We start from the raw sequence: 18,579 nt of genomic DNA, 5'->3' as shown, positions 1-18,579 counted from the left end.
AGTCCCGATGAAGATCGGGACTTTTTTATGCTTGCCCCGCCGCTTTATGAAGTTCGCTTAAATCCTTTCCCCGAAAGGTGGTTTTTGCATTCGGATGAAGGTTTTCCGGGTCTAAAAGAAAGGTAGAAAGCCCCAATTCCAATCCGTATTTTATTTCTGATTCTGCATCATCACCAATAACTAATATTTCTTCCGGATTTAGCTTATGTTTTTTTATCAATGCTTCGAAAGCATCTTTTTTGGTTTGATTTGAAGTGGTTACATCTACAACATATAATTCTTCAAAATCATCGCTAATACCTAACATTTTTACTTTAGTGGTCTGTTTTCTTAAAAACCCGGCAGTTACAATAAATTTTCTTCCTATTAAATTTTTGATGTAATGGTAATCTTCTGATGTACTCAATGGTTCAGTAACTTCTCCTGTTACCAGATATTTTACTGCATTATCAATTGCAGTTTGTTTAAAACCGTATTTAGCAGCAACCTTTTGAAATGGCGTTTTGAGCATCTCTGTTTTCGCCATTTGATATTCCTCCACAGAAATACCTAAATCTTGGTTTTCTAAAACTGCGTAAAGCCCACCCATTAATTGTTGTTCGTTTGGCTTTGTGAAATAAATGGTATTATCTAAATCAACGAAGAAAATTTTTTTCATTATGGATTGGTTTTTGTAAGATTAAAAAAAATAAAAACAGCAAGCGCTAATTTATGTTTATTAATTAAAAATTAAGATTATGACAAAGGAAACAAAAATTATAGTAGGCGTATTAGCCGGAGCAGCATTGGGTGCAACAATCGCGTTAGCATTATCTTCAGATTCGAACAATGATGTTAAAAATAAACTTTCAGATTGGTTTAGCGACTTGTTAGATTCATCAAAAGATAAAATATCAGATTTAGTAGGCAAAGCGACAGATGTTGCAGATAAAGTGAAAGATAAAGTTTCTGAAATTAAAGCTTAAAATAATTGGAGATGCCGGATAATTCCGGCATTTTTATTCAATTATAATTTCTAACCATCAAAAATGAAAATCGCATTTCATGGTGCTGCTCGAACAGTTACGGGCAGTAAGCACCTTATTACGCTCAAAAACAACACTCAAATACTATTAGACTGTGGCCTATTTCAAGGCATGGGACATATTACCGATAAGCTTAACGGCTTTTTTGGTTTCGACCCTAAAAAAATAACCTATCTGGTTTTATCGCATGCGCATATCGATCATTGTGGTTTATTGCCACGTTTGGTAGCCGAAGGCTTTAACGGTAAAATATTTTGTACCGCTGCTACTATGGATTTAGCTAGAATCCTGATGATGGATTCGGCCAAAATACAAATGCAAGATGCCGAATTCTCCAACCGCCACCTAAAACCCGGACAAGAAAAGGAAGAGCCTCTTTATACAGATGATGATGTAACCACAACGGTTGGATTGATGAAGATTGTTGATTACGAAGAGGATTTTGAAATTCAGCCCGATATCCGTTTAAAATTTACCGATGCTGGTCATATTTTAGGTAGTGCAGCCGTTCATTTAAAAATAACTGAAGATGGCAAGGTTACAAGAATTACCTTTAGTGGCGATGTTGGCCGCTATGGCGATTTGTTATTGAAAAGTCCGCAGCAATTTAGCCAGGCAGATTATATTTTGATGGAATCTACCTATGGCGATTCGCTTCACAAAGATTTAGACCCAATTGAGGATATGCTTTACGAAGTGATTAACAATACCTGTAATGTAAAAAAGGGTAAAGTTATTATTCCGGCATTTAGTGTAGGTAGAACGCAAGAGCTTTTATATGCATTAAATAGCTTAGAATTAAAGCACAAACTTCCTGATGTTAAGTATTTTGTTGATAGCCCATTATCATCAAAAGCCACAGAAATTTTAAAAAATCATCCTGAAGTTTATAATAATGGTGTTAAAGAAGTTTTAAAGATTGATAAAGATATTTTTTCCTTTAAAGGTTTGCGCTTTATCGAAAGTGTTGAAGAATCGAAAGCATTAAATGCCGATCCAAGACCATGTGTAATTATTTCCTCATCAGGAATGGCGGAAGCTGGCCGCGTGAAACATCATATAAGGAATAATATTAGCAATTTTAAAAATACAATTCTAATGGTTGGTTATTGTGAGCCATCATCATTAGGCGGCCGTTTGATTGCCGGGCAAAAAGTTGTAGATATTTTTAACGATGATTACGAAGTAAAGGCTGAAGTTCGCTCTATAAAATCTATGAGTGCGCATGGCGATTACGAAGATTTACTTCAATTTTTATCTGGTCAGGACCCTCAAAAAGTGAAACAAGTTTTCCTTGTTCATGGTGAATATGAAGTACAGCAAAATTTCGCAGAGCGATTAAAAAACCATGGTTTTAAGGATGTAGCTATTCCTGAGTATCATCAGGAATTTGAATTAGAATAACTTCTCTCAAAATTTTTTCGCCACAGATTTTCAGATTCATATTTATTTAAAATCTGTTAATCTATGGCTCTTTTGCAGAACAACATGACTAATTTCCATCATTAGCTTTGTTCCATTTTCCATCCCACATCTTCCATTTTTTTTATCTTTGCCTTATGGATGTTTTTGGTAAAGCAATTACTGATTTTTATAAATCTGGCGAAGCAGATATACTTTGGCTACACAATTCTTATGGTGAGCCAGAGGAAATGCCTGTAGATTTTTTCTTTCGAGATGATGAAGATATGCCGGTACTAGAGTTGCATGCCTTGCAGATGTGTAATGGTAAAGTATTGGATATTGGCGCTGGTGTGGGAAGCCATGCATTGGTTTTACAGGCTTTTAATGTTGATGTTACCGCAATTGATATATCTGAAGCTGCGGTGAAAATTATGAAAGACAGAGGCGTTAAAAAAGCGCTTCATCAAGATATTTTTAACTACACAGAAAAGTTCGATACCATTTTAATGTTGATGAATGGCATCGGTTTAACGGGAACTTTGCCTGGTTTTAAAGATTTTTTAATTAAACTAAAATCACTGCTAAATCCTGATGGGCAGGTTTTATTTGATACTTCAGATATTGCATATCTATATGAAGATTTGCCTAAACCTCAAAACCAATATTACGGAGAGGTTTCTTATAAATATGAATATAAAGGTGAGAAAGGAAACTGGTTTAAATGGTTATACATCGACCAGCAAACCATAGCCGAAATTGCAAAAGAAACCGGTTGGGTTAGCGAAATTGTTTTTGATGATGATGAAGACCAATATTTGGTTCGGTTGGTGTTGGCAAAGTTGTAGCATTCTAATAATTACAAGTTATTACAAATTAGTTTCTTAAACGATTTGTAGCGCAAAAGCAGTAAGAATAGGTCGCAGCAGTCCCGCCAATACTGCAATCTTTTGGTTAAAGTTTATACAATTCGAACTTTTGAGTTACCAAAAGGATTTTCGTTATGTCGGGGCTATTTAAATAAAGCTGTGCCTTTGTTGAAACGTTTTATGCACAAGCCTATGTGCCTAAACCCGACATTAACGAACACGAAACGCAGTGAAGTAAAGTGTTTGGCGGGACTACAAGCCGCCATTGAAATCAAACTTTCATTTTCTAATAATTTAATTGAAGAGATTCTGAAATAAATTCAAAAGGACGATTATTTATAATCACGTCATTGCGAGGCACGATGCAATCTCATTTGTGGAAGATTGCTTCGTGCCTCGCAATGATGCAGAAAATAGGTTTAAATATTACTTTAAATCGTTATAGTTTATAATTTTAACATTACTGTTTTTGGCTAAAATTTCTTCCATAATTTTGCGATGAGATGCACCAACGCCAACCACAATTCTTTTAGCGTTTTTTGCTTTTGCCTGTTCTAAAATATTATTACACATGCCTTCATTTCTCAGTGTCCATTGTGCAATCATTTCTTTAACCGTTTCGGTTGGGAAGCCTGCATAGCCATAAAATTTTCTTCCACCGTAAAAATTCCAAACCTCATCAAGTTCTGCATATTTTAAACTATTCATACCTGCGTACTCATCTGCCATAAATTTTTGTTCTTCACCATCTGCATAGCTAGAAGCTTTTTCGATTGCTTTTACGGTTTTAGCTTCGGCAGAAAGTGTATCAGCCTTTGCTTTCGCAGAAAGGATTTTAATAAGAGAGTCTGTTTTACCCCAGGCAATTCCCCATGGTTTATCGTAAGTCTGACAATCCATATTATAAATTTGATTTTGCCCTAATTGGTAAATTAATGGGAAATAAATTTTATTGTATTCACTTCCTGGTCTGATTACGCCAAGTTTTTTTAGAGAATCTGTACTTCCAAACATTTTATCGTAGGCTGCTTTTTCTTCTTTGCCAAAATTCTGTTTCATGTAGTTTTCTAAAACATATACTTGATAATCAAAGTTCCCACGGTCCCAATTTTTAGCATAAGCAACGGCCAAATTCATTCTTGTTTTATGATAGTATGGAAATGAAGCCAAGGCTTTTTGACTTTTATTAATAAAATTTGATGTGTTTTTTACCGGCTCGGGATTTAATTTATTTACATAATCCAGTTTTTTCTTAAACCCTTTTTTCGCCCAATTATCATCATCTAGTTTAGCATAGTGTGCAGCTGGTATGTATTCTCCAAAAACCATATTCGGTTTAAAGTTTTTTAATCTATCAATAACCACCTGAAAATTTTGTTTTGAATTAGTGTTGTTATGGCTCGAGCCAACAATAACGATTTCGATTTGTGCTTTTGAAGTTAATGCCGAACTAATAATGAATAGTAGGGATAAGCAGATGTTGTGTATCTTTTGCATAAGGAATCTTGTTTTTGATTTGTTGATTCAAAGATGTTAAGAAGATATAAATGCAGCTATTTAATTATCCCAACGGGTTAAAATTTTATCCCAATAGGTTATTTAAAATGAAATAAGTAAATTACCTAAAAAATTAGTTATATGAGATTTTCAATAATGATTGTGTTGTCTTTAATTTCATTATCTGTAGCAGGGCAACAAAAACTTAATTCTGTTTTAGTAGACAAAATATCAGCAATGTTTGAAGAAGACCAGAAATGGCGAACAGAATACAACAAAATAAATTTTGATGAAAAGTCTGATTTCAATGAAAATACTATAAATAAAAAACTTGCCGAAACCGATAGTATAAATTTGCAATTAGCGAAAGAGATTATCAATAAGTATGGTTTTCCGGGATATAGTTTAGTTGGTTCAGAAGGCAGTAATAAATTCTGGTCAATAATTCAGCATTGTGATGATGATCTGGCTTTTCAGAAGAAAGTGCTTCTTTTGATGGATAATGAAGTGAAAAGAAAAAATGCTTCTGCTTCTAACAATGCAATGTTAAGAGATAGGGTTTTGGTTAGCGAAGGTAAAAAGCAGATATATGGAACTCAGGTACGTTATAATGCAGCACTTAAGAAAAGCCAACCTTTTCCAATAGAGAATCCTGATCAGGTAGATTCAAGAAGAAAATCTGTTGGGCTTTCTACTTTGGCCGAATATTTAAAGTTATTTAACCGTTAAGTTAACCATCAACCTATTATTAAAACTGACAATCAATTTAAATAAATCATTGTATTCCGTTAAAGGAAGATTTTTTTCTACGTCTAACACGTCATGATATGCGCTTGGTCCGCCTTGAGTGTAAAAGAAGAATGCAGGTACACCACTTTCAGTAAAGAAATAATGGTCGCTATTGGCTGCTTTTCCTCTTTGATTTATTTTAGAAATCAGATTTTCAGAATTGTTAATTTCATTGAGCAAAGCAAAGGCTTTTGGATAAACACTTGCATTTACAACGGTCATTCCACCTTCACCTGTTCCAACTAAATCTAAGTTTATTAAAAACTTAATATTGCTCAATGCAACCAATGGATGCTCTACAAAATATTTGGAACCTAATAAACCCGCTTCTTCTGCAGCAAAACATATAAAACCAATAGAATAAGGTTGCGGATTTGCCGCATAGTATTTAGCTAAACTTAGCAAAGTTGCAATACCCGCTGCATTATCATTTGCACCAGGGAAATAAGTGTTTGCACCCATTCCGCCTAAATGGTCGTAATGTGCTGTAATCATTAAAACAGAATCGGGGTATTTAGTACCCTTAACCATTCCAACTACATTTGAAGCTTTAAAATCGGGTATAAAGCGATTTTCTATATCAACCTTCACCGAATTAAATGGTTGTTTAATGGCCGATTTTTTAACACTTATTGTTGTCCAATCTGTAGTTTTTTGTGCAACCGACCAGGTTAATTTATCAACAACTTTAATGGTTAAACTTGTAGTATCCGATAAATTTAAACTGTCTTTAATTTTATCAATAACGCTTTCCTTACCAATGCTTTCGGGGCTTATTATAAAATCTCTACCAGCAATAAGTTTTTTGCCATCAATATTAAGGCTCATTTTACCCGGGAAAGTATTAACCGGAAAACTAAAATCCTGTTTATATTTATCGCCCATTGGCAAAACACCTATTTTTTTATACTCTGAAGTGATAAAATCGGCTGCTTTAGCCATTCCATTTTTTGTGTAACCCCTGCCCCAAAATGCTTTAGATGTTAAGGTTTTAATTAGGCTACGCGTGTAGGTAGAATCTTGAGCGAATGTATTTAATGAGCAGCACAAACATAAAAGGAACAGAGTTTTTCTTAAGGTGGAGATTTGCATACCGCAATTTAATAAATGAAATTAAATCAAAATAAAAGCCGTTTAATTTTAGGTCAAACGGCTTCAATGATATGTTATGTAAGCAAAGATTTAGAATATCATTAAAAGAATATTTACCTCTTTATTCTGTATCCTTTTTTATGGTTTTTGAGCTTTCGATTTTTTACGATTTCTGCCAATCCATATTAAAACGCCGGTTATTGGCATACTTGCCGCAATTAAACTGGCAAAAAAGGCAATAATTTTACCTGCAATGCCTGCAATGGAACCAACGTGTATGTCATAATTCATTCTGTAAATCTTATCGGCAACAGTTGCATTTTTAATTTTGCCAAAAACATGCTTAACCTCAATTTCTTTGAGCGTGTGCTGGTCATAATATCTATAATCAGATTTCCAATAAGTGTCCGGGTCGGGGTTTTTGGCTATTTCAATAGATGCCTTTTCATTTTCAGGAACATGAACATCAATGCTGCCCTTAAAATTTGGATCCGCTTTGAGGTAATCATTCCAGATTTTATCAGCCGCAGAAGGGTTTAATTTAAGATTTGAATTGCTTGTTGTATCAGAAAATGTTTCGGTAAATTCTGTTAATGGTTTACCCGCCGAACTTACATAATAAACAGATTTAGCGAACCATTGAAAACCCATAACCATACCGGTTAGGGCAATAAATATAATTATCCAGGTGATGTAAAAACCAAATACATTATGAAAATCGTAATTTACCCTTCTCCATTTTGCATTCCATTTTACCGAAAATCTTTGTTTTGAGGCCGCCTTGTTTTTTGGCCACCAAAGGATTAATCCGGATATTAACAATAAAACGAATATTAAGGTTGCACTGGTTAATATAGGCTGACCAATCTCTGGCGGTAGCCATAAATAATAATGCCCCATAATTACAATCCTGAAGAAATCTTCGTTCATGTTTTTAACATTTATTACTGCTCCGGTGTATTGATTTACAAAAACAATGTAATAATACTCTGGCTCAAAATTATAGTAAACCACTTGTGCCGATTTACCCGGTTGGTAAGTAACACTATGCGCATGTTTGTTAGGTAAAGCTTTATCGGCAATTTGCTTTAGTGTAGTTGGCGATAATAATGGTTTATTCTGAGTTTCTAACTTGCGGTACGGTTGAGTATAAAATTCGATTTCTTTTTCGAAAGCTAAAATGCAGCCCGTAATGCCTAAGAAACATACAAATAGCCCGGCAATTAATCCGAGCCATAAGTGTAATCTTCCAACCCAATACTTAAAGGTTTTATTTTTTTTATTTACAGCCATCTATCTCAATTAAAATTTATAGGCTACACTAATTCTGTAATTTCTTGGTGCTTCGGCTTGATAATAATAAGCGTTTAACCATTGATAGTAAGAACCGCTAAACAGGTATTTATTTAAGATGTTAAATGCATTACCGGTAATCTTGAATTTTGGGCGTTCGTAAAATAGTCCACCATCTAATTTGAAATAGTTAGGTAATTTTTGCAAACCAACACTCCAGGTATCCGTTGCTCTATCTGCTAAATAGGTAAAGCCTGCCGAAATTCCAGAACCTTTTAAAGTACCTTCTTGTAAGGTATAAGTTAGCCAGGCATTTGATACATGTTTTGCAAAACCCGGAATTACGTCTCCAACATTAATGCCGGTAACACCAGGCGTAACTTCAGTAACTTTCGAATCTGTATAAGCATAGTTTGCAATTAATGTTAACCCATCGGTTATTTTACCTCTTAAATCAAACTCAATTCCCTGTGCTCTTTTTTCACCTAATACAACACTAAAATTTGTGCCTGGTGTATTCGTCGGGTCGGCGGTTAACTCATTTTGCTTAAGAATTCTGTAGGCCGATAGGGTTGTATTCCACTTGCCATCAAACCAATCTTTTTTAATACCGATTTCGTTATTTGTTCCGGTAATTGGTTCTACTTTTCCGCCATTGCGTAACAAGCCGCTTTGTGGTGTAAATGCTTCATCGTAAACAGCATAAACTGCTGTGTTTTTATCAAGCGATACGCTTAAACCAACTCTTGGCGTTATTTTTTTAGCTTTATCTGGTGCACCTCCCCAATTTGCCTGGCTAACATAAGTATATCTTCCGGCTAATGTTAAGCGGATTCTATTCTCCCAGAATCCTAATTCATCCTGAACGTAACCACTAATATATTTCGAATCCATTAAACCGCCTGCGCTGATAGCCCTTTGCGCTAATGGTGTAATGCGATTAAAGTTTGGTAAGCCATTGGCCGGGAAACCATAGTTTGGATTGTTCAAATCAAACGGCGATGAGGCTAAATCTAAATCGTGAGTTTGGCCCCAATCGGCCATGTAGTTTTTCTTACCTCCATCAAAACCTGCTAAAATTCTATGGTTTATGGCGCCCGTTTTCGCTTGTCCGTTAATAAACAATTGGGCTAATTTCATGCTGCTTGCTGCATCCCAAATGGCAACGTTTCTAATAACTGTATTATTTGCATTTACAGCTGATGGCCATGAGCTGTATCCCATTTGATTGTACTTAAAATATGCAGCCTGAGCTGTTAATTTCCAATGCTCATCAAAATTATGTTGCAAATTTAAAAATAAACTTTGGTCGTTAATACGCGTTGGCGGAACACCCGGTTGTGTCATAGTTAATTCCCTCGGAAAGGCAGCATAGCCATTTGGCGAGAAAATATAATACGAACCAACTTCGGTCATTTTTGCATTCTGAAAAGTATATTCTGCAGTTAATTTTGTTTTATCTGTTATTTGATAACTCAAAACAGGCGCAATGCTGTAACGGTCATTTTGCTCATACGGTCTGAATGAGCCTTTAGTTTGTGCAGCACCATTTAATCTGAACAATAACTTACCATCGCTGGTTAATTTGCGGTCTAAATCTATACTGGTTCTGTATAAATCATAACTTCCCAAAGTAAAAGAAACTTCACCACGGTTAAATCCTGTTGGTTTTTTTGTGACCACATTATACATACCACTTGGGTCGCCATTGCCTAGCATAAAACCCGCCGGACCTTTAACAAATTCAATATGGTCTACAAAACTCATGTCTTCCGTTAGCGGACCCCAAAATGAAGAAACCACATTAAAGCCATTACGCATAGCCTGAATTTGAGAACCACGCATAGTAATGTTGGTGTACATATCACCCCAATGTTCAACACGAACTGCACCGCTCACATTTCTTATCAAACCATCGCTCATGCTAATAATTTGTTGGTCTTTTATAACCTGGTCGCTAACGGTTTGAATATTTTGGGGTGCCTCAAGTAATGGCTCATTAAGTCGTAATGAGGCAGAAGGCAAACTAATTTTATATCTGTTTTTTTTTCCAGCGATGATTACATCTTCCAAGGCCTGGTCTGTTTCTTGAAGTGTAAAATCTATCACTTTGTTTTCGCCGGCAATAACGTTAACTTCTTTTTCTGCTGATGTAATACCAACCGCTGAAGCTTTAATAGTATAGGTGCCGGGTTTAACTCGATGAATGGTGTACTTTCCATTATCATCGGTAATTGTACCACTACCGCTTCCCTTTAAACCTACAGATATGTAAGCGGCAGCTTTACCATTTTTGGTTGTTATGGTACCTTTAATGGTTCCAAATTGTTGTGCAAATGAAGTAGCGGAGCTTAATAATATAACTAACGTTAAACAAAATGGGATAAATCTTTTCATTGTTTTTATTTGGATTAATTCTAAAGAGCTGCAAAATAACATTACAATTCTTAAAATTCCAAATTATTTTGAATAATTCTAAATAAGGTTTTATCGAATCAATTTTGATGGTTCTTAATTCTGCATGCAAACGTTGATTCAATTAAAGCAGTTCAATTTGGCTATCTGAGATCATAAAAAAAGCCGTTCTAAATAAAGAACGACTTACCATTTAATTGATTTTTTGGGTAAGATTGAGTTTATTTAATGGCTAAAACCTGTATGGTCAATGCCTTTTCAGTATCATTTGCCGGATTTAGTAATCCGCAAGAAATTACATCATAATGTATACCTGCGCTAAGCACAACATCTGTTTGGGTTGCTCTGATAATTCCGGTTGAGGTATCCTTTATGTCGAACGAAATTGTGCCGGCATCAACAGCAATAAATGAACTTGCCGTTTTATAAGTTTTATTGGTAATTAGTGATGTGGCAGCGCCGGTTTTTGCCAAATCAAATGCTCCTGCATCTGTAGATAAATTAATAAATCGGATATATGCCTTATCCTTTGATGAAACAGAAAGGTCATCAATAACTATAAAACCATCTAATTGCCCTGGTTTATTAACCAGGTAATACGAGTAATTTGTACTAGGGTTTAGTGTGATATCTTTAGAGAATAAAGCTTCGGCGCTACTTGCGCTGGTAAATTTTAAATTGTATGCTCCAGAACTTCTTGAGGTATACGATGTTGAGCCTGCGAATGGTAATGCTGCTGAATTAATAATAGTTCCCGCTAAATAGACATTAAAAGTGGCCAAGCTTGGCGAGCCGTTTAATACTCGCAGATAAGAAACTGTTGTGTCTGTAACGTCTGTTTTTCCACAAGAGGATAAAAATATTGAGCATACCGCTAGAGCTAAAATTATAAAACTGTTTTTTTTCGATGTAAAGTTTCTCATTCGTTTTAATTTCTTTTTGAATTTTAAAATGAAACGAAAGGGCAGAGCCATTCGCTACATGGATACAAATATTGTGTTTAAACCTATTGGGAGGTTGTTAAATGATGTTAAGTAGATGTTAAAGTTCTGCTCTGTATTTTAACATTGTTGAAAACGCTACACAAAAATTCGTTTCGTAAGCTGAAATTTATTTGGTGGAAGGATGGTTATTTTTATGAAATTTTGTCTAAAACCGTCAGATTACTTTAATAAATTGTTATTATAAAATAAAAAAATCAGTTTAATATTGTAGAACTCGATAATTATTTAAACCTTTGCACCTCAATGGAGTTAAAGCCGTTTTAATACGTAAATAATGATTAAACAATTTTTACATAAACTTTCAATTATCACAGCATACTTAATTGCTGGTGAGAGTTTATTTATTAATCGTTTTCAGCCCGTATTCTATCCCACAAGTCGGCAAAATTTTACTCCACGTATTTAGTAACTCAACTAAACGTAATGAGGAATTGATCCTCTCTAAAAACCCAATTAACAAGAATACTTATAATTTTTCGTTAGAAAACGAATGGATATTAACGAATTTATAGTGCAGGTTGCACTACCTGAACATCGTGTATTTGCAGAACAAATCGTAACCGAGATGGCCGAATCTGCTAAAGCACGTGGTACAGGCATTGCAAAACGTTCATCTGAATATGTTGCAAATAAAATGCAAGAAGGCAAAGCTGTTATTGCATTCCATAAAGACGGTACATGGGCAGGTTTCTGCTATATCGAAACCTGGAGCCATGGGCAATTTGTTGCCAACTCCGGATTAATCGTATCTCCTGAATTTAGAAAAGCAGGTTTGGCTCATGCCATTAAAGAGAAGGTTTTCGAACTTTCGAGAAGCCTTTATCCTAAAGCCAAAATTTTTGGATTAACCACTGGTTTAGCCGTAATGAAAATCAATTCTGATTTAGGTTATGAACCTGTTACTTATTCTGAATTAACGCAGGATGAAGAATTTTGGAAAGGTTGCCAAAGCTGTGTAAACTTTGAGATTTTGAAAATGAAGGAGCGGAAAAATTGCATGTGTACAGCAATGCTGTACGACCCAGCTACTCAAAAGCACGATGCAGCCAAGAAATTTGCTGAAGAATTGCAGAAGAAACCGAAATTATACGAACGCTTTATGCGTATAAAGCAGCGTTTAGTTGTTAAACCTAAGCCGAAATCGGGCTTTAAAGTATTGATGTTTTTATTTACCCTATTATTTAATAAATAATGAAGAAGAAAGTTGTTTTAGCTTTTAGTGGAGGTCTTGATACCTCATTTTGCTGTATTTATCTTGCTCAAGATCGTGGCTTAGAAGTTCATTCTGTTATTGTAAATACTGGTGGTTTTTCTGATGAAGAATTGCAGGAAATTGAGAAAAGAGCCTACGCTTTAGGTGTAAAATCTCACGCTGTGGTAGATGAAACAGATAATTATTACGATGGTTGTATTAAATATTTAATCTTCGGCAATGTATTAAAAAATGCAACTTATCCGCTTTCTGTTAGTGCAGAACGTGTTAGTCAGGCAACGGCGATTGCAAATTATGTAAAAAAAATCGGTGCTGATTATGTAGCTCACGGAAGTACAGGTGCTGGAAACGATCAAGTACGTTTCGACATGATTTTTAACATAATTATTCCAGAGGTTGAAATCATTACACCGATTAGAGATTTAAAATTATCCCGCGAAGCGGAAATAGAATATTTGGCTGAACATGGTGTTGAATATAGTGCTGAAAAAGCAAGATATTCGATTAATAAAGGCTTATGGGGAACTTCTGTAGGTGGTAAGGAAACTTTAACTTCTAATGAAACTTTACCAGAAAGTGCATGGCCAACTCAGGTTTCTGAAACAGAATCGCGTAAGCTAGAGTTAACTTTTGAAAAGGGAGAATTAGTGGCAATTGATGGCGAAACTTTAGCGCCTGTAAGAGCGATTCAGAAATTGCAAGCTATTGCACAGCCATTTGGTATTGGCCGCGACATTCATGTTGGCGATACAATTATCGGTATTAAAGGTCGTGTTGGTTTTGAAGCAGCCGCCCCTGTTTTAATTATTAAAGCACACCATACATTAGAAAAACATACTTTAACGAAATGGCAGCTAAGCTGGAAAGAACAATTATCTTCTTTCTACGGTAACTGGTTGCATGAAGGTCAGTTTCACGACCCAATTATGCGGAATATAGAGGCTTTTTTAGCGGATACTCAAAAAGTAGTAAGCGGTAAAGTTTTTGTTGAATTGTTGCCTTATCGTTTCCAAATTATTGGTATAGAATCTAACCACGATTTAATGAGCAATAAATTTGGTAGCTACGGCGAAATGAACAACGCCTGGAGCGGAGAAGATGTTAAAGGTTTCTCTAAAATCTTCGGTAACCAGGTAATGATTTGGCATAAAGTGAATTCTGAAGAAGCTTAAAGCTAAAAGACTAAAGTAGAAAGCTTCCGTTCCTGCTTCGTCATTGCGAGGAGGAACGACGAAGCAATCTCTTTACAATTGTCATCCTGACTTGTCCCGATTTACATCGGTAGCTTGTCGAAGGGTTATTAAAACTAATTTTCATATCCATCTATAATTGATAGAACAGATTATGAGTAACAAAATTAAGGCAGGAATAATTGGTGGTGCAGGATATACAGGCGGCGAAATGCTTCGTATCCTAATTAACCATCCAAACGTTGAGATTGCTTTCGTAAATAGTACAAGCAACGCCGGAAACCTAATTTCTGATGTTCATGCCGATTTAATTGGCGATACTGATTTACGTTTTGTAGGTGATATTCCACAGGATATCGATGTGCTGTTTTTGTGCGTTGGGCACGGTGATGCAAAGAAATTTTTGGACGCTAATCAGATTAACGAAAACATAAAAATCATCGATTTATCTCAGGATTTTAGGTTAAGTCAAAATTCAAAATTCAAGATTCAAAATTTGGATAGAGAGTTTGTTTATGGGCTGCCAGAGTTAAATAAGGGCAAGATTGCTTCCGCAAATAATATTGCTAATCCGGGCTGTTTTGCAACTTGTATTCAATTGGGCTTATTGCCATTAGCTGCAAAAGGTTTAATTAAAAATGAAGTTCACATCAATGCAACTACAGGTTCAACCGGCGCCGGACAAAGCCTTGCTTCAACTTCTCATTTTAGCTGGAGAAATAATAATCTTTCGGTTTATAAGGCTTTTGAGCATCAGCATTTAAATGAAATTGGCGAAAGCCTTCTGCAAGCTGCTAAAGCCTCCACTTCTGGGGGAGGTTTGGAGGGGGCTGTTTTAAACTTCATCCCGCAACGCGGAGATTTTACCAGAGGGATTTTGGCGGCGATGTACCTGGAAAGCGATTTGACTTTAGAAGAAGCGCAAGCCATTTACGAAGATTATTACAATACACATCCATTTACGCACGTTAGCCGGAAAAACATCGATTTAAAACAGGTTGTAAACACCAATAAAGCACTGGTTCATGTAGAAAAGCATGGCAATAAATTATTCATCATCAGTATTATTGATAACCTCCTAAAAGGCGCCAGCGGCCAAGCGGTTCAAAATATGAACTTAATGTTTGGCTTGGAAGAAACAGCAGGCTTGCGTTTGAAAGCGGTGGGGTTTTAAGTTTTACGTAATACGTTATAAGTGTATGCAGAATTTTAAAGACTTGAAAGTTTGGGATAAAGCCCATCAGCTTACACTAAGCGTTTATAAAATAAGTGCCAGATTTCCAAAAGAAGAAATTTACAGTTTAACAAATCAACTACGGCGGGCAGCGGCATCAATACCAGCAAACATTGCCGAAGGTTGTGGTAAAAATTCACAAGCGGATTTGGCTAATTTTTTAAATATCTCTTTGGGCTCGGCTAATGAAACTGAATACTTTTTGATTTTATCAAAAGATTTAGATTACCTAACTGAAGATGAATTCACAATTTTATCAAATAGTATTAACGAAGTTAAGGCAATGCTTATCAATTTAATTTCAAGAGTAAGAGCACCCAAACCTATAACTTAAAACGTACAACTTATAACAAGTAATATGAACTTATTCGACGTTTACCCTCTTAACGATATAGAAATTACAAAGGCATCAGGCAGTAATGTTTGGGATGCTAATGAACAAAAATACTTAGACTTATACGGCGGTCACGCGGTGATTTCGATTGGCCATACCAATCCGCACTATGTAAGTCGTTTAACTGACCAATTAAATAAAGTTGGATTTTATTCTAATTCGGTTAAAATTCCTTTGCAAGTGCAATTGGCAGCAAAATTAGGTCAGGTTTCTGGAAAGAAAGATTACCAGCTGTTTTTGGTAAATTCTGGTGCAGAAGCAAATGAAAACGCTTTAAAGCTTGCTTCTTTTTACAATGGCAGAAAGAAAGTTATTGCTTTTAGTGGTGCTTTCCATGGTCGTACTTCTTTAGCGGTCGCGGTAACCGATAACCCTAAAATTGTTGCACCGGTTAACCAAACCGAAAATGTAATCTTTTTGCCTTTTAATAATGAGGTAGCTTTAAAAGAAACTTTTAAATCGCAGGGCGATGAAATTTCTGCTGTAATTATCGAAGGTATACAAGGTGTTGGTGGCATAAAAGAAGCTTCAAAAAGTTTCTTACAAAAAATCCGTTCGCTTTGCGATGAATATAACGCGGTTTACATAGCCGATTCAGTTCAGTGTGGTTACGGTAGAACAGGCTTATTTTATTCGCATGATTGGTCTGGAGTTGAAGCTGATGTTTACACCATGGCAAAAGGGATGGGTAACGGATTTCCGGTTGCGGGAATTTCTATCGCACCCAAATTTAAGCCTTGGCATGGCGAATTGGGCACAACTTTCGGCGGTAACCACTTAGCTTGTGCGGCAGCTTTAGCAGTTCTTGAAGTTATGGAGCAAGATAACCTAATGAAAAATGCCGAAGAAATTGGCAACTACCTTATCACTGAATTAAAGAAATTTGAGCAGGTAAAAGAAGTTCGCGGTCGCGGACTGATGATTGGAATTGAATTGCCGGAGGAGTTAGCACATGTAAAAAAAGAATTGTTATTTAAGCACTTCATTTTTACTGGCGAAGCTAAACCAAATGTAATCCGTTTATTGCCAGCATTAAATTTAACTAAAGCACATGCTGATGAATTTTTAGCGGCTTTCGGGAAGCTGGTAAAGTAATATAATACACTCGTCATTGAGACACGAAGCAATCTAATTAGATAGATTGCTTCGTGCCTCGCAATGACGACAGCATAAGAGGTTAGTGTGAGCTGGCATAATTTTATTTTTTAATGAGGGATACACAAAACTTATAACGTATAACTTACTACTTACAACGTCTTAAAATGAAACTTTTCACTTCCGTACACGATGTTCCAAACATCAAACAATTTGTAAAAGATGCGCTTGAATTAAAGGCGAATCCTTATGCGCACCAGAGTTTGGGTAAAAACAAAACTTTAGGTTTGGTTTTTATGAATCCTAGTTTGCGTACCCGTTTAAGCACTCAAAAGGCTGCTTTAAATTTAGGTATGAATGTAATGGTTATGAATTTGGATAAAGAGGGTTGGGCTTTAGAAACCCAGGATGGTGTAGTTATGAATGGCTCAACAGTTGAACATATTCGTGAGGCTGCTGCTGTGATGGGTCAATATTGCGATATTTTAGGATTACGCTCTTTCCCAAAACTGAACAACCGCGAGGAAGATTACAGCGAAGATTTCTTTAACAAATTTGTAAAATATTGCGCTGTTCCTGTTGTGAGTTTGGAGAGTGCTACTCGTCATCCGCTGCAGAGTTTTGCCGATATTATTACCATTCACGAAACCTGGACAAAGCAACCTGATGGCAGAAAACCCAAAGTTGTTTTGGCTTGGGCGCCACATGTAAAAGCTTTGCCGCAAGCAGTTCCAAATTCTTTTGCAGAATGGATGTGTAAAGCACAAGCAGAGGGGATGATTGATTTTACCATTGCCCAACCTGAAGGTTATGAACTGGCTGAAGAATTTACACCGGGTGCAGATATTCAATATAATATAGAAGAGGCTTTGGCTGGCGCTGATTATGTTTATGTAAAGAACTGGAGCAGCTATAAAGAATATGGCAAGGTTTTAACTTATCCTGATGGATGGATGATGAACAACGAAAAGTTGAAATTTACGAATGATGCAAAAGTGATGCACTGTTTACCTGTTCGTAGAGATTTGGAATTATCTTCTGAAATTTTAGATGGACCAAATTCATTGGTTATTCATGAAGCAGGTAATCGTTTATGGGCAGCGCAAGCGGTGATTAAAGCGATATTGGAGGAATTATAAAAAGCAGAAAGACTAAAGCTAAAAGACCAAAGCTTTCAGCATTTTGCTTTAAGCTTTAAGCTAAATAAAATGAAACAACTTACAATCATAAAAATCGGTGGAAATGTAATTGATAATTCTGCAAACCTACACCAGTTTCTGTTGGATTTTACGGCTTTGCCCGGTGATAAAATTTTGGTTCATGGTGGCGGTAAAATTGCAACCGAACTGGGCGAAAGCTTAGGTATTGAAGCAAAAATGGTTGAAGGCAGGCGGATTACGGATATTGAAACCCTGCGTGTTGTAACAATGGTTTATGCCGGATTGATTAATAAAAACATGGTTGCCCAATTACAAGCCAAAGGCATCAATGCAATTGGTTTAACAGGCGCTGATGGAAACATTATTAAAGCTAAAAAAAGACCCATTATAAAAGTCTCCCCAACTGGGGGAGATTTAGAGGGGGCTACTATTGATTATGGTTTTGTTGGCGATTTAGACGAAAACTCAGTTTCCGCAGAAACATTAAAAAGCTTGTTGAAAGCTGGATTAGTTCCGGTTTTATGTGCCATTACGCATGATGGAGATACACAATTGCTAAACACTAACGCAGATACAATTGCATCTTCGGTTGCCGTGGCGATGTCTGCTTTATATGAAACACGTTTGGTATATTGCTTTGAGAAAAAAGGAGTTTTGAAAGATGTTAATGATGATTCATCTGTTGTGACAGAAATCAAAGCTGATGAATTTGAGGGTTTAAAAGCAGATGGTACAGTGCAAGGTGGCATGATTCCGAAATTACATAATGCATTTGAAGCCATTAAAAAGGGTGTTTCAGCAGTTTATATCGGCAAAGCCGATGAATTAAATGAGCTTGCTAATGGAGTTTTTGGAACGAAGATGTTGAAATAGGGTATAAGCTAAAAGGTTGACGACCTATCGCCGTT

17 protein-coding genes are annotated in these 18,579 nt (G+C 36.0%); 11 read left to right on the top strand and 6 right to left on the bottom strand.

Features of this window, described 5'->3' with window-relative positions:
* Positions 1-25: 25 nt before the first annotated feature.
* A complete protein-coding gene (locus tag LUA86_RS09555) occupies positions 26-658 on the bottom strand; it encodes an HAD family hydrolase (protein ID WP_231460400.1) in 633 nt (210 codons plus the stop codon).
* 79 nt (positions 659-737) lie between these two features.
* Between LUA86_RS09555 and LUA86_RS09550 the strand changes: the two genes are divergently transcribed.
* The 3 genes from LUA86_RS09550 (at position 738) to LUA86_RS09540 (ending at position 3,274) form a co-directional block, all read left to right on the top strand.
* A complete protein-coding gene (locus LUA86_RS09550; RefSeq protein WP_231460399.1) occupies positions 738-965 on the top strand; it encodes a YtxH domain-containing protein in 228 nt (75 codons plus the stop codon).
* Positions 966-1,028: 63 nt separating this feature from the next.
* Positions 1,029-2,429, top strand: coding sequence for an MBL fold metallo-hydrolase RNA specificity domain-containing protein (locus LUA86_RS09545; RefSeq protein ID WP_231460398.1), 1,401 nt, complete (start codon positions 1,029-1,031; stop codon positions 2,427-2,429).
* 155 nt (positions 2,430-2,584) lie between these two features.
* A complete protein-coding gene (locus LUA86_RS09540; RefSeq protein ID WP_231460397.1) occupies positions 2,585-3,274 on the top strand; it encodes a bifunctional 2-polyprenyl-6-hydroxyphenol methylase/3-demethylubiquinol 3-O-methyltransferase UbiG in 690 nt (229 codons plus the stop codon).
* A 447-nt stretch (positions 3,275-3,721) separates the two neighbouring features.
* On the opposite strand, the gene LUA86_RS09535 is transcribed toward LUA86_RS09540, so the two are convergent.
* Positions 3,722-4,792 (bottom strand): DUF5694 domain-containing protein, encoded by a 1,071-nt coding sequence (locus LUA86_RS09535; RefSeq protein ID WP_231460396.1) that lies wholly within the window; start codon positions 4,790-4,792, stop codon positions 3,722-3,724.
* 141 nt (positions 4,793-4,933) lie between these two features.
* Here LUA86_RS09535 and LUA86_RS09530 point away from each other — a divergent pair, with 141 nt between their 5' ends.
* On the top strand, positions 4,934-5,521 hold the full coding sequence (locus LUA86_RS09530) for a DUF6624 domain-containing protein (RefSeq protein ID WP_231460395.1): 588 nt from the start codon (positions 4,934-4,936) through the stop codon (positions 5,519-5,521).
* Here LUA86_RS09530 and LUA86_RS09525 read toward each other — a convergent pair.
* The 4 genes from LUA86_RS09525 to LUA86_RS09510 all read right to left on the bottom strand — a co-directional run bounded on the left by LUA86_RS09525 (position 5,507) and on the right by LUA86_RS09510 (position 11,304).
* On the bottom strand, positions 5,507-6,673 hold the full coding sequence (locus tag LUA86_RS09525; protein ID WP_231460394.1) for a M28 family metallopeptidase: 1,167 nt from the start codon (positions 6,671-6,673) through the stop codon (positions 5,507-5,509). The two genes, LUA86_RS09530 and LUA86_RS09525, sit on opposite strands and share 15 nt — an antisense overlap.
* Positions 6,674-6,811: 138 nt before the next feature.
* Entirely contained in the window at positions 6,812-7,966 is a 1,155-nt protein-coding gene (locus LUA86_RS09520) for a PepSY domain-containing protein (protein WP_231460393.1), read from the bottom strand.
* Positions 7,967-7,975: 9 nt separating this feature from the next.
* The gene (locus tag LUA86_RS09515) at positions 7,976-10,363 is read right to left on the bottom strand and encodes a TonB-dependent receptor (protein ID WP_231460392.1); all 2,388 of its coding nucleotides are present in this window, start codon (positions 10,361-10,363) and stop codon (positions 7,976-7,978) included.
* 239 nt (positions 10,364-10,602) lie between these two features.
* Complete coding sequence (locus LUA86_RS09510; RefSeq protein ID WP_231460391.1) at positions 10,603-11,304, bottom strand: DUF4397 domain-containing protein; 702 nt, start codon at positions 11,302-11,304, stop codon at positions 10,603-10,605.
* A 571-nt stretch (positions 11,305-11,875) separates the two neighbouring features.
* Here LUA86_RS09510 and LUA86_RS09505 point away from each other — a divergent pair.
* The 7 genes from LUA86_RS09505 to argB all read left to right on the top strand — a co-directional run bounded on the left by LUA86_RS09505 (position 11,876) and on the right by argB (position 18,544).
* Positions 11,876-12,577, top strand: a complete 702-nt coding sequence (locus LUA86_RS09505; protein ID WP_231460390.1) for a GNAT family N-acetyltransferase — start codon at positions 11,876-11,878, stop codon at positions 12,575-12,577.
* The gene (gene argG, locus LUA86_RS09500) at positions 12,577-13,770 is read left to right on the top strand and encodes an argininosuccinate synthase (RefSeq protein ID WP_231460389.1); all 1,194 of its coding nucleotides are present in this window, start codon (positions 12,577-12,579) and stop codon (positions 13,768-13,770) included. Before LUA86_RS09505 ends, argG begins: the two co-directional genes overlap by 1 nt.
* Positions 13,771-13,942: 172 nt before the next feature.
* Positions 13,943-14,962 (top strand): N-acetyl-gamma-glutamyl-phosphate reductase, encoded by a 1,020-nt coding sequence (gene argC, locus LUA86_RS09495; protein WP_231460388.1) that lies wholly within the window; start codon positions 13,943-13,945, stop codon positions 14,960-14,962.
* 25 nt (positions 14,963-14,987) lie between these two features.
* Entirely contained in the window at positions 14,988-15,356 is a 369-nt protein-coding gene (locus tag LUA86_RS09490; RefSeq protein WP_231460387.1) for a four helix bundle protein, read from the top strand.
* A 24-nt stretch (positions 15,357-15,380) separates the two neighbouring features.
* Positions 15,381-16,511 (top strand): aspartate aminotransferase family protein, encoded by a 1,131-nt coding sequence (locus tag LUA86_RS09485; RefSeq protein ID WP_231460386.1) that lies wholly within the window; start codon positions 15,381-15,383, stop codon positions 16,509-16,511.
* A gap of 167 nt (positions 16,512-16,678) precedes the next feature.
* Positions 16,679-17,650: an acetylornithine carbamoyltransferase gene (locus LUA86_RS09480; RefSeq protein ID WP_231460385.1), complete on the top strand. Its 972-nt coding sequence runs from the start codon at positions 16,679-16,681 to the stop codon at positions 17,648-17,650.
* Positions 17,651-17,719: 69 nt separating this feature from the next.
* Complete coding sequence (argB, locus tag LUA86_RS09475; protein ID WP_231460384.1) at positions 17,720-18,544, top strand: acetylglutamate kinase; 825 nt, start codon at positions 17,720-17,722, stop codon at positions 18,542-18,544.
* Positions 18,545-18,579: the final 35 nt, after the last annotated feature.

The sequence above is a fragment of the Pedobacter sp. Leaf132 genome (assembly GCF_920984695.1).
Taxonomy (GTDB): domain Bacteria; phylum Bacteroidota; class Bacteroidia; order Sphingobacteriales; family Sphingobacteriaceae; genus Pedobacter.
The sequence above is the reverse complement of the archived record's forward strand: the minus strand, read 5'-3'. Positions and strand labels throughout refer to the sequence as shown.